General features: G+C 74.1%; 11 protein-coding genes. 5 read left to right on the top strand and 6 right to left on the bottom strand.

What is annotated here, in order from left to right; translation table 11 throughout:
• Positions 1-16: 16 nt before the first annotated feature.
• Complete coding sequence (locus HFP48_RS13930) at positions 17-1396, top strand: CoA transferase (RefSeq protein WP_168579645.1); 1380 nt, start codon at positions 17-19, stop codon at positions 1394-1396.
• Here the strand turns inward: HFP48_RS13930 and meaB are convergent.
• The 3 genes from meaB to mutA are packed head-to-tail and all read right to left on the bottom strand — an operon-like array spanning position 1393 to position 6531.
• Positions 1393-2412 (bottom strand): methylmalonyl Co-A mutase-associated GTPase MeaB, encoded by a 1020-nt coding sequence (meaB, locus tag HFP48_RS13925; RefSeq protein WP_006939329.1) that lies wholly within the window; start codon positions 2410-2412, stop codon positions 1393-1395. The two genes, HFP48_RS13930 and meaB, sit on opposite strands and share 4 nt — an antisense overlap.
• A 6-nt stretch (positions 2413-2418) precedes the next feature.
• Positions 2419-4665: a methylmalonyl-CoA mutase gene (gene scpA / locus HFP48_RS13920; protein ID WP_168579644.1), complete on the bottom strand. Its 2247-nt coding sequence runs from the start codon at positions 4663-4665 to the stop codon at positions 2419-2421.
• Complete coding sequence (gene mutA, locus HFP48_RS13915; protein WP_168579643.1) at positions 4666-6531, bottom strand: methylmalonyl-CoA mutase small subunit; 1866 nt, start codon at positions 6529-6531, stop codon at positions 4666-4668. It lies immediately after the preceding gene.
• A gap of 215 nt (positions 6532-6746) precedes the next feature.
• Here mutA and HFP48_RS13910 point away from each other — a divergent pair, with 215 nt between their 5' ends.
• The 3 genes from HFP48_RS13910 to HFP48_RS13900 are packed head-to-tail and all read left to right on the top strand — an operon-like array spanning position 6747 to position 8567.
• On the top strand, positions 6747-7421 hold the full coding sequence (locus tag HFP48_RS13910) for a TVP38/TMEM64 family protein (protein ID WP_168579642.1): 675 nt from the start codon (positions 6747-6749) through the stop codon (positions 7419-7421).
• Positions 7422-7452: 31 nt separating this feature from the next.
• Positions 7453-8034 carry a hypothetical protein gene (locus tag HFP48_RS13905; RefSeq protein WP_006939314.1) on the top strand — a complete coding sequence of 194 codons (582 nt, stop codon included), beginning with the start codon at positions 7453-7455 and terminating at the stop codon, positions 8032-8034.
• Positions 8031-8567: a hypothetical protein gene (locus HFP48_RS13900; RefSeq protein ID WP_029543674.1), complete on the top strand. Its 537-nt coding sequence runs from the start codon at positions 8031-8033 to the stop codon at positions 8565-8567. Before HFP48_RS13905 ends, HFP48_RS13900 begins: the two co-directional genes overlap by 4 nt.
• A 12-nt stretch (positions 8568-8579) precedes the next feature.
• Here HFP48_RS13900 and HFP48_RS13895 read toward each other — a convergent pair whose 3' ends face one another.
• From HFP48_RS13895 to HFP48_RS13885, 3 genes are all read right to left on the bottom strand, one after another.
• The gene (locus HFP48_RS13895) at positions 8580-9818 is read right to left on the bottom strand and encodes an SPFH domain-containing protein (protein ID WP_006939305.1); all 1239 of its coding nucleotides are present in this window, start codon (positions 9816-9818) and stop codon (positions 8580-8582) included.
• Positions 9819-10250 (bottom strand): NfeD family protein, encoded by a 432-nt coding sequence (locus HFP48_RS13890; RefSeq protein ID WP_029543671.1) that lies wholly within the window; start codon positions 10248-10250, stop codon positions 9819-9821. It lies immediately after the preceding gene.
• A gap of 62 nt (positions 10251-10312) precedes the next feature.
• Positions 10313-11134 carry a DUF3097 domain-containing protein gene (locus HFP48_RS13885; protein ID WP_065922569.1) on the bottom strand — a complete coding sequence of 274 codons (822 nt, stop codon included), beginning with the start codon at positions 11132-11134 and terminating at the stop codon, positions 10313-10315.
• A gap of 107 nt (positions 11135-11241) precedes the next feature.
• Here HFP48_RS13885 and HFP48_RS13880 point away from each other — a divergent pair, with 107 nt between their 5' ends.
• Positions 11242-12051 (top strand): hypothetical protein, encoded by an 810-nt coding sequence (locus HFP48_RS13880; RefSeq protein ID WP_006939299.1) that lies wholly within the window; start codon positions 11242-11244, stop codon positions 12049-12051.
• The last annotated feature ends 7 nt before the right edge of the window (positions 12052-12058 follow it).

The following is a 12058-nucleotide window of genomic DNA, read 5'->3' as shown; positions in this document are numbered from 1 at the left end:
GCTCTAGGCTCGGCGCATGACGCGCCCCCTCGCCCTGCTCGACGACTACAGCGCCGCCCTCGCCGACGCCGGGCTCGACGTCCCGGCAGACCCGGCCATCGGCATCCGCTGCGCCCCGGCCGGGCACTTCCTCGCCGCCCGGCTGCCGGTGGGCGACCTCGCGGCGGGGGCCGTGGCGGCCTTCGCGTCGGCCGCCGACCGATACCGCCACACCCGCGGACTCGAGCCGCAGGGGGCGCGGCTCGACCCGGAGCGCATCGCCGCCTCGTTCGCCGGGGACCGGATGCTGCGCCTGGCCGGCCGGCCCGTTCACGGGTTCGCGGCACTGTCCGGGTTCTTCGCCGCCGCCGACGGGTGGGTGCGCACCCACGCCAACTACCCGCACCACCGCGTGCGTCTGCTCCGCGCACTCGACCTGCCGGACGGTGCGGGCCGGGACGACTGCGCCGCCCGGATCCGGCAGCTGCCCGCCGCGGCGGTCGAGGACGCGGCCGCCGCGCACGACGCGATCGCGGTGCGGGTGCGCACCGAGCACGAGTGGGCCACGAGCGCGCAGGGCCGGGGCGCGGCGGCGGGCCCGCTGGTACGGATCCTCGCCCGGTCCGACAGTGCCGGCGAGACCCGGCCGGGCGGCGATCCGGCGCGGCCACTGACCGGGATCCGGGTGCTGGATCTGACCCGGGTGATCGCCGGCCCCGTCGCCGCCCGGGCGCTGGCCCTGCTGGGGGCGGACGTGCTGCGGGTGGATCCGCCCGCGCTGCCCGAGATCGCCTGGCAGCACGCCGAGAACGGGCAGGGCAAGCGCACCACGCTGCTGGACCTGCGCACCGCCCGCGGCCGGGAGACGTGCCGCCGCCTGCTCGCCGACGCCGACGTGCTGCTCACCGGCTACCGGCCCGGGGCGCTCGACGCGCTGATCGGCGCACCCGTGCACCAGGCCCGGCCGGGCGTGGTGCACGGCCGGGTGTGCGCGTGGGGATGGTCCGGGCCGTGGGCGCCCCGTCGCGGCTTCGACTCGATCGTGCAGGCCGCCTCCGGGATCGCCGTCGTCGAGGGCCGCCCGGACGCGCCGGGAGTGCTCCCGGTGCAGGCTCTCGACCACGCGAGCGGCTACCTGCTCGCGGCCGGGGTGCTCGACGCGCTCACCGCGCGGCTCCGGGACGGGCGGGGCCGCGACGCGGCGGTCGCGCTGGCCCGCACCGGGGCGTGGCTGCTGCAGGCGCCCGGCCGCAACCCGCACCCGGCGACGCCGGCGAGCCCCGGCGCGGGCACCGTGGCCACGCACGCGGCGGTGACCGCGGCCCGGCCCGCGCTCGCCGAGTATCCGGACTATCCGTTCCCGGCCCGCGCGTGGGGCGCCGATCCGGCGGCCTGGGCCCCGGCTCCGGTGGTCTAGGGTGCGGCGTCGAACGCGTCGAGGATCTGCTGGGCGGCCAGGGCTGCCGTGAGGGAGCCGTCGCGCACGGCGCGTTCGACGTCGCCGCGGAGCGCACGCACCCGCGGGTTGGTCTCGAGCCGGCGCAGCAGCTGGTCGTGCACCATGGTCCAGGTCCAGTCCACCAGCTGGCGGCGCCGGTTCTCCTCGAACAGGCCCGCCTCGGTGAGCACCCGGCGGTGTTCGAGGACGGTGTCCCAGAACGTGTCCAGGCCGGCGCCCTCCAGGCCGCTCATGGTGATCACCGGGGGTTTCCACACCGCGTCGTGCGGGTGCACGAGCCGCAGCGCACCGGCGAGTTCCCGGGCCGCGACCCGCGCGTCGCGTTCGAACGGCCCGTCGGCCTTGTTCACCGCGACGAGGTCGGCGAGTTCGAGGACGCCCTTCTTGATGCCCTGCAGCTGGTCGCCGGTGCGGGCGAGGGTCAGGAAGGTGAAGCAGTCCACCATGTTCGCGACGGTGACCTCGGACTGCCCGACGCCGACGGTCTCGACGAGGATCACGTCGAATCCGGCGGCCTCGAGCAGCACCATCGTCTCGCGGGTGGCCTTGGCGACGCCGCCGAGGGTGCCGGCCGTGGGGGACGGCCGGATGTAGGCGTCGCGCTGCACCGACAACCGGGCCATGCGCGTTTTGTCGCCGAGGATGGAGCCGCCGGTGCGGGTCGACGACGGGTCCACCGCGAGCACCGCCACCCGGTGGCCCTTGCCGAGCAGGTACATGCCCAACGCGTCGATGAAGGTGGACTTGCCGACGCCGGGGACGCCGGTGATGCCCACGCGCATCGCGCCGCCCGCCTCCGGGAGCAGCCGCAGCAGCAGCTGTTGCGCCTGCTCCCGGTGGTCGTCCCGGGTGGATTCGACCAGGGTGATCGCCTTCGCCAGGCCGGCCCGCCGGTTGGCGAGCACGGCCTCGGCGAGGGCGTCGACGTCGACCGCGGGCCGACGGGTGGGACTGCCGACCGGGGTGCTGCCCATGCCGGGTCAGGCTCCCAGGTCGTGACCGAGCTGGTCGGCGAGCTTGTGCAGCAGGCCCACCGCGGCGTCCGCGATGACGGTGCCGGGCGGGAAGATCGCCGCGGCCCCGGCCTGGTACAGCTCGTCGAAGTCGCCGGGCGGGATGACGCCGCCGACGACGATCATGATGTCCGGGCGGCCCACCTCGGCGAGGGCCTCCCGCAGCGCGGGCACCAGGGTCAGGTGTCCCGCGGCCAACGACGACACGCCGATGACGTGCACGTCGTTGTCGGCCGCCTGGTTCGCGACCTCCTCGGGGGTCTGGAACAGCGGTCCCACGTCGACGTCGAAGCCGAGGTCGGCGAAGGCCGTGGCGATCACCTTCTGCCCGCGGTCGTGACCGTCCTGCCCCATCTTCGCGACGAGGATGCGCGGCCGGCGGCCCTCCTCCTCGGCGAACTTCTCGACGAGTTCGGTTGCGGTGCTGATGTTGCCTGCCTTTCCGGCCTCGTCCCGGTAGACCCCGCTGATGGTGCGGATCTCGGCCTGGTGCCGTCCGTACACCTTCTCGAGGGCGTCGGAGATCTCGCCGACGGTGGCCTTGGCGCGGGCCGCGTCGATGGCCAGGGCCAGCAGGTTGTGGTCCGGGCCGCCGTCGGCCGAGCCGGCGGCGCGGGTCAGCGCGTCCAGCGCGACCTGCACGGCCTCGGGATCACGGTCGGCGCGCAACTGCTCGAGCTTGGCGATCTGCTCGGCCCGCACGCGGGAGTTCTCGACCTTGAGGACCTCGATTTCGTGGTCCTCGATGACCTGATACTTGTTGACGCCGATCACCGGCTGGCGGCCGGAGTCGATCCGCGCCTGGGTGCGGGCCGCGGCCTCCTCGATGCGCAGCTTCGGGATGCCCTCGGAGATGGCCTGGGCCATGCCACCGGCCTCCTCGACCTCCGCGATGTGCTTGCGGGCGCGGTTGGCGAGCTCGTGGGTGAGCCATTCGAGGTAGTACGAGCCGCCCCACGGGTCGATCGGCCGGGTGGTGCCCGATTCCTGCTGCAGCAGCAGCTGGGTGTTGCGGGCGATGCGGGCGGAGAAGTCGGTCGGCAGTGCCAGCGCCTCGTCGAGGGCGTTGGTGTGCAGCGACTGGGTGTGGCCCTGGGTCGCGGCCATCGCCTCGATGCAGGTGCGGGCGACGTTGTTGAACACGTCCTGCGCGGTGAGCGACCAGCCGGAGGTCTGCGAGTGGGTGCGCAGCGACTTGGACTTGGCCGACTTCGGGTGGAACTTCTCGACGAGCTCGGCCCACAGCAGACGGCCGGCCCGCATCTTGGCGATCTCCATGTAGAAGTTCATCCCGATGGCCCAGAAGAAGGACAGGCGCGGGGCGAACTTGTCGATCTCCATGCCCGCGTCGAGGCCGGCGCGGAGGTACTCGACGCCGTCGGCGAGGGTGTAGGCCAGCTCGAGGTCGGCGGTCGCACCGGCCTCCTGGATGTGGTAGCCGGAGATCGAGATGGAGTTGAAGCGCGGCATGTTCGCGCTGGTGTAGGCGAAGATGTCGGAGATGATCCGCATCGACGGCTTGGGCGGATAGATGTAGGTGTTGCGGACCATGAACTCCTTCAGAATGTCGTTCTGAATGGTTCCGGCCAGCTGCTCGGGCTTGACGCCCTGCTCCTCCGCGGCGACGACGTACAGCGCCAGGATCGGCAGGACGGCGCCGTTCATGGTCATCGACACCGACACCTGCGACAGGTCGATGCCGTCGAACAGCTGCCGCATGTCGAGGATCGAGTCGATCGCGACGCCGGCCATGCCGACATCGCCCTGCACGCGGGGATGATCCGAGTCGTAGCCGCGGTGGGTGGCCAGGTCGAACGCCACCGACAGGCCCTTCTGCCCGGCCGCGAGGTTGCGCCGGTAGAAGGCGTTGGACTCGGCGGCGGTGGAGAAGCCCGCGTACTGGCGGATGGTCCACGGCTGGTTGACGTACATCGTCGGGTACGGGCCGCGCACGAACGGCTCGAGGCCCGGGTAGCTGCCCAGCGGGTAGCCCTCGGCGACGATCCGGTCGCGGTCGGCCTTGGTGTAGACGGGCTTGACGTCGATGCCCTCGGGCGTGGACCACACCACCTGATCGGTCGTGTAGTGGTTGGCGGCGGCGACCGATGCGACGAGCGCCGTGGCCTGCTCCTCGGTGGGGGCGGCGGGAGCCGGCGCCGCCGGATCCGTCAGCGGGACGTCGGCGAAGCTGCCGATCTCGTGTTCGATGCTCACTTACGCTCCCAGGGTGGTCAGCAGGTCGGTCAGCGCGGCGATCGCGTCGATCTTGGCGGTGAGGAACCCGTCCGGGCGCTCGGCGCCGGTGGTCTCGCTCACGGCCCTCTCCGGCCCGGCCAGCAGGACGGTACCGATCCCGGCGCCGCGGAGCGCGGTGACCGCGGCGGCGGCCTGTTCGCCGTAGCGCTTGTCGGTGCCGCACACGACGGCGACGGTGGCGCCCGAGTCGCGGACGGCGGCGGCGATGCTGTCGTCGTCGACGGACAGCGGGCCGGGGTTGACCGTCTCGATGCCGCCGGAGGCGAGCAGGTTCGCGGCGAACGTCGTGCGGATGTTGTGCTCGGCGATCGGGCCGAGCGGGGCGAGCAGCGCCCTGGGCCGGGTGCCGTGCGCGGCGAGATGGACGTCGGAGCGGTTGCGCAGCGCCTCGAACGCCGCGGCGTACCGGGCGACATCGGCGCCGGCGTCGGCGGTCTCCGCGGGCAGCGGGGCCTCGGCGAGGTTCGGGAACTCGTTGACGCCGGTCACCGCGGTCCGGCGGTGGGCGATGTCGGAGTCCCGGCGGGCGCGGGTGGCGGCGATGCGCTCGCCGATCAGGCCGTCGTCGAGGGCGGTGCGGTAGCCGCCGGCCGCCTCGATCTGCTGGAAGAACTCCCACGCCTTGGCCGCGATCTGCGCCGTGAGTTCCTCGACGTACCAGGACCCGGCGGCCGGGTCGAGGACGCGGCCGAGGTTGGATTCCTCGAGCAGCAGCAGCTGGGTGTTGCGGGCGATGCGCGCGGAGAAGGCCTCCGACACGCCGAGCGCACCGGTCGGCAGGGCGGTGTCGAACGGGAGCACGGTGACCGCGTCCGCCCCGCCGATGCCGGCGCCGAACGCGGCGAGGGTGGTGCGCAGCATGTTCACCCAGGGGTCGCGCTGGGTCATCATCGCGGCGGAGGTGACGGCGTGCTGGGGGGCGTGGCCGGCCCCGGCGGCGCCCACGACCTGCGCGATGCGGGCCCACAGCTGCCGGCCGGCGCGGAACTTGGCGATGGTCTGGAACTGGTCGTCGGTGGCGGCGAGCCGGAACTCGATCTGGCCGAGCGCACGGGCCGCGGACTGGCGGCTGCCGGTCAGCTCGCGCAGGTACTCGAGGCCGGCGGCGACGGCGGCCCCGAGTTCCTCGGCGTCGGCGGCCCCGGCGTTGTGGAACGCGGTGCCGTCGACGGTGAGGGCCCGCACGGTCTCGGCGCGGTCCGCGGCGGCGTGGGCGAGTTCGACGGCCTGGGCGACGGTGACGTCGGCCCGACCCGAGAACGCGCTGGTCAGCGGCGCGGCACCGAGGTGCAGGCGCACGGCGCCGCGGTCGGCGACGTCGGTGCGCGCATCGAGCAGGGCGTAGAGGGCGGCCGCCGTGGCGGCGGTGTCGGCGCCGGCGTCGAGGGTGACCGGCGCGAGGTCGAACAGGACCTTGTCGAGCGCGGCGGGCAGGTCGGCGATCGCGATGCCGTCCGCGCCGACGCGCAGCCACAGGGCGCTGACGCCGTTCTCGAGGGCGTCGAGGATGCGCTCGTTCACGTCACCGGCGGTGTCGCCGAAGCGGGCGCTGACGAGCCAGCCGGTGTTGACGTCGCGGGTCGCGGAACCGCCGCGGACGAACGGGAAGGAGCCGGGCAACGGCGCCTCGGGACGCTCGTCGCGCACGCCGTAGAGGGGGGCGACGGCGACGTCGTCGTAGGTGGTGGTCGCGAGCAGCCGCTGCGGTTCCGGTCCGAGCTCCGCGGGGTCGACGCGGCGGGACTTGGCCAGCACCCCCGCCACCGCCTCCTGCCACTGCGCATAGGCGCGCGCAGCGTCCTCGGCTTCTGAAGCTAATGACACGTGAGGGTCCTCTCGTACGCAGCGGGCGGGCTCGCCGAACACGGCCGTGGGAAACCTTAAACCGATTCCGATGTGATGCTAGCCGCATACACGCCGGCCCTATTGTGGGGATCACCACAGTTTCCCTAGCGATCGATAATGTCGTCGCCTAAGGAATCTACCGCGTGTCGAGGCAACCGCTCGCCCGGCCCCCGGCCCCGGTATCGTGACCGTTCGTGACGAGGATTCTGCGGGACCGCCGGATCCTCGGTGCCCTCGCCGTACTGGCCGCGCTCGCGGTCGTCGCGGTGCTGCTCCCCCACCCGTCCGTCGCCGAGGTGCGTGCGTGGGCCGAGTCGGCCGGGCCGCTCTTCCCGCTGCTGTTCTTCCTGATCCACGCGGTGGTGACCGTGGCCCCGTTCCCGCGGACGGTGTTCACCCTCAGCGCCGGGGTGCTGTTCGGGTCGGCCACCGGGATCGCGGTGACCGTCGCCGCCACGACCGTCAGCGCCGTGCTGGCGCTGCTGCTGGTGCGCGCGATCGGCCGCGGCGTGGTCGAGGCCCACCTGAATCATCCGACGGCGCAGGCGGTCGACGAGCGGCTGGCCCGCCGGGGCTGGCTCGCGGTGGGGTCGCTGCGGCTGATCGCGCCGCTGCCGTTCGCGGTGGTCAACTACTGCTGCGGGGTCTCGTCGGTGCGGCTGGTCCCGTACACGCTGGGCACGGTCGCCGGCATCCTGCCGGGCACGGTGGGCGTGGTGTTGCTCGGCGACGCCCTGACGGGACGGACCGATCCCGCATTGCTGGCGGTCTCGGCGGTGTGCATCGCTCTCGGCGCGTCGGGACTGTGGCTCGAGTCGCGCCTCCCGGCGCCCCGCCCCGCGCCCGACCGGTCAAGTCTGAAAACTTGATTTTCCATATTCAAGTCTGCATCCTTGAGTCATGTTCGTGTTGACCGTCGACCAGCGCGGCAGCCGTCGCGACGTCGACCGGGTCGCGGACCTGCTCACCGAGCTGCGCGACGCCGAGCTGCTGCGCCCGTTCGAACGCACCGCCGGCGACGAGGTCCAGGCCGTCGCCGACGACCCGGCCGTCGTCGTCGATCTCGCACTCGACCTCGTCCGCCGCGGCTGCTGGAGCGTCGGCATCGGCGCCGGCGCCGTCGAGCAGCCCCTGCCGGCGCAGACCCGCGCCGGCCGGGGACCGGCGTTCGAGCATGCCCGCCGCGCCGTCGACCGCGCCAAGAACGCCCCCGCGCGGGTCGCCGTGGAGGGCTCGGACGCCGCCGCGGCCGCCGACGCGGATGCCGCCCTCACCCTGGTGGCGCTGCTGGTGACCCGCCGGTCCGACGCCGGGCACGAGGCCGTCGACCTCGTCCGGGGCGGGCTGACGCAGGCCGAGGCCGCCGCGCGGCTCGGCATCAGCACCCAGGCGGTGTCGCAGCGCCTGGCCGCCGCCGGCTGGCAGGCCGAACCGGCCGGCCGCGACCTCGCCCGCCGCCTCCTGGAAAGGGCCGACCGTTGACCGTCGTCACCCTGGTTCTGCTCGCCGTCGCCGCGCTGGCTCCGGCCCTGAGCCTGCGCCGCGGCGCACCGGTGTGGCTCGTCGCCGGGCTCGCTACGGCGGCGCTCGCCGGCGCCGCCCTCACCGCGACGGCCACGCCCGCCGTGCACGGCGTCGCCCTCGCCGCGACCCTGGTGCTCACGACCCTGGCGGCGGTCACCGGGGGCGCCCCCGCCGTGCTGGCCTCGTTCCGCATCGCCCGCCGCCAGCCCGACGCGGGACCGGCCCCCTCCCCGTCGCCGGCCGGCCCCGAACCGCCGCCCGGGCCGCTGCGCGGCGGGCGGGTGATCGGCCTGCTCGAGCGGGCGGCGGTCGCCGCCGCGATCCTGTCCGGCTGGCCGGAGGGCATCGCCGTCGTGCTGGCCGTCAAGGGCCTGGCCCGCTACCCCGAACTGCGCGAACCCCAGGCCTCCGAGCAGTTCATCATCGGCACCTTCACCAGCGTGCTGTGGGCGATCGCGGTGTGCGGGGTCGGGCGGGGCCTGCTCACCTGAACGGCCCTCCGGTCACCGGGGTTCGCCGTGCCGCTGCCCCGGCTGCGGCTGCACCCATCCGCCCGTGATCGGCTCCGACGGCGGCAACGCCGTCGCGGGGGACGCGGCCGGCTCCCCGCCCCGGCGTTCGGCGCCGGTCGGGTTGTGCAGCGCCGGATCGACCGGCTTGCGGGCGACGGCCTCGGCGGCGGCGACGGCCTGCGCGACCTCCGGGTCGCGCGCGGTGGAGAACCAGTCGGCCACCTCGTCGGTGTCGTCCTCCGGCCGCGGGAGCCTCTCGTCGACCGGGCTCGGCTCGAACCGGAACACCCCGTCCTCGCCCGGCGCACCGAGGTGCCGGGCGAAGCCCTTGAGGGCGTCCCCGAAATCGCTCGGCACCATCCACACCTTGTTCGCGTCGCCCTGCGCCATCTGCGGCAGCGTCTGCAGGTACTGGTACGCGAGCAACTCGGGCGTCGGCCGACCGGACTTGATCGCCGCGAACACCTTCTCGATGGCCTTCGCCTGGCCCTGCGCCTCGAGGTACTTCGCGGCGCGGTCACCCTGGGCGCGCAGGATCCGCGACTGGCGATCGGCCTCCGCCTCGAGGATGGCCGCCTGCTTGGCGCCCTCGGCCGACAGGATCCGGGACTGCTTGTCGCCCTCGGCGGTCTTGATCGCCGACTCCCGGTGCCCCTCGGCGGTGAGGATCATCGCCCGCTTCTCCCGGTCCGCCTTCATCTGCTTCTCCATCGACTCCTGGATCGACGGGGGCGGATCGATGCTCTTGAGCTCCACCCGGGCCACGCGCAGTCCCCAGCGGCCGGTCGCCTCGTCGAGCACGCCGCGCAGCTGCCCGTTGATCGAATCGCGGGAGGTCAGCGTCTCCTCCAGGGTCATGCCGCCGACCACGTTGCGCAGCGTGGTCACCGTCAGCTGCTCCACCGCCGCGATGTAGTTGCTGATCTCGTACACGGCGGCCTGCGGATTCGTCACCTGGAAGTACACGACCGTGTCGATGCTCAGGGTGAGGTTGTCCTGGGTGATCACCGGCTGCGGCGGGAACGAGACCACCCGCTCGCGCAGGTCCACCTTGGCGCGGATCCGGTCGACGAACGGCACCAGGAACGTCAGCTGTCCCGACACGGTCCGGTAGTAGCGGCCGAGCCGCTCGATCACCGCGGCCTCGGCCTGCGGCACCAGCGCCACCGATTTGACGACCACCAGCGCCACGAACGCCACGACGACGGCGAGCACGATCAGCGCTTCCATCTACGGCCCCTTCCACACGACGGCCGTCGCGCCGTCGATCTGCATCACGGTCACGGTCGTGCCGGGCGGATACACCTCGGTGACGTCCAGCGGACGCGCGGTCCACACCTCACCGTCCAGCTTCACCTGCCCGGAGTGCGCGGCCACCTCCTCGAGCACCAGTGCCTGCTTGCCCGGCAGGGCGTCCACGTTCGTCGCCTTCGCCGGCGGCAGGGCGTAGCGCCGGCGCAGCACCGGCCGCACCCCGCCCAGCAGCACCAGCGACGACACCGCGAACACCACCGCGTCGGCCCACACCGGCAGATCCGTCGCGGCGGACACCCCGGCGGTGGCCAGGGCCGCGCCTCCGAGCATCAGCAGGACGAAATCACCCGTCAGCGCCTCCGCGGCGGCGAGCACCAGCCCGGCGATCAGCCATATCAATGCCGACACGACGCCATCCAACCACAAATCGGACATCGCGGGTGGCTCCGCAGGTCACGGCCCCGGCGCGGTCAGTCCCCGGTGGGCTCGGTGACGAAGTCGACGAGCCGCTCGACCGCCCCGATCAGCGGCGCCTCGAGATCCCGGAAGCTCGACACCGCCGAGTAGACGCGGCGCCACCCGTCCTGCGGGCTGCCCCACCCCAGCGCCCGGCACACCCCGGTCTTCCAGTCCTGCCCGCGCGGAATCGTCGGCCACGCCTCGATTCCCAGCGCCTTGGGCCGCACCGCCTGCCACACGTCGACGAACGGATGCCCGGTGACGAGCACGTGCGGCCCGAGGTTCGCGGTCAGCCGCTCCTCCTTGGATCCGGCGACGAGATGGTCGGCGAGCACCCCCACGCGGCGGCCGGGACCGGGCGCGAACCCGGCGAGCCGCTCCCCCAGATTGTCCAGGCCCTCGAGTTGCTCGACCACGACCCCCTCGACGCGCAGATCGTGCCCCCACACGCGTTCGACGAGGGCCGCGTCGTGCACGCCCTCCACCCAGATGCGGCTGCCGCGCGCGACCCGCGCCCGCAACCCCTCGACCTTCGTGGACCCGGACGCGGACCGGGTGGGGCCGCCCGCCGTCGGCCGCGGCGCGGGCCGCACCAGCGTCACCGGCCGGCCGTCGAGGAGGAACGCGGCGGGGCGCAGCGCGAACAGCCGGGTGCACCGCGAAGCGTCCTCGAGCCGGACGAAGTCGCCGTCGTAGGTGCGTTCGATGCCGACGATCGCACCGCACCAACCGGACGCGACGTCCTCGACCACCAGGTCCTTCTCGGCGGGCACCTCGGGGATCGTGGGCTTACGGGCGCGCGGATGGCCGGCGAAGATGTCGCCGCCGTACATGTCGGGACTCACGCCCGCCACGTTAGGGCCGCCGCGGCCGCCGCGGCGGGAGGGCACGCCGACCGGCCGTGGCCCCGTTGCCGGGACGGCGCCTATGCTCGGAAACCGTGAGTTCACCCGGTCAGACCCTGACGGTGTGGGCCGGTTCCTGGTTGGCCGGGCACGCCGCACCGGACGACGTCATCGACGCCCTGCACGCCTGGGCGCCGATGCATCTGGTGGTCTCCCGCGACGAGCCCGCCGCCGACTTCTCCGCCGTGCCCGAGCATTCGCCCGTGGACGGCGCCGCCGTGCTGCTGTCCGCGCTGCGCCGGGCCGATCCGGCCGGCGTGGACGGGATCCGGCTGGTGCTGCCCGTGCCCGGCGACGTGCGGGGCCTGCCGCCGGGCACCGAGCTGGCGCGCGCCGCGGTCGCGGCCGGCGAGGCGGTGCTCGCCGGCGCACCCGGGACCCCCGGTCTCGGCTTCGTCCCCTCGGTGGAGGGGCCCGACGTGCTGCGCTGGACGCTGTTCGCGGTCCCGGCGGTGCCCGAGCCGCCCGCCGAGCCCGGCCTCGGGGAGGCCGAGTTCGCCATGCGCGAGGCGGTGCGGGACGCGGCGGCGAGGGTGGGCCGGGTGCTGACCGTCGGCGCGGACGGCCGCACCGCCGACCCCCGGGAGCAGATCGCGGCCGAGGTCGCCGAACATGCGCGGCACCGGTATCCGGAGTCGATGCCGGGGCGCGCGGCCCGCATCCTCGACTCGGCCGATCAGGTCGCGGCCATCCTCACGGTCGCCGGCCGCGGTGTGGAACCGAGGGCCGCCTCGGCCAGCGGGCAGGCCGCGCGGGAGGAGGCGCTGCGTCCGCTGTGGGCCGCGGTGCGGGCCGCCCGGCTCGGGGCGGTGGCGGCCGCGGTCCGGGCGGGGCATCACGCCTGACCCGATG

It is taken from the genome of Rhodococcus sp. DMU1, from assembly GCF_012272955.1.
Lineage (GTDB): Bacteria > Actinomycetota > Actinomycetes > Mycobacteriales > Mycobacteriaceae > Rhodococcus > Rhodococcus aetherivorans.
The sequence above is the reverse complement of the archived record's forward strand: the minus strand, read 5'-3'. Positions and strand labels throughout refer to the sequence as shown.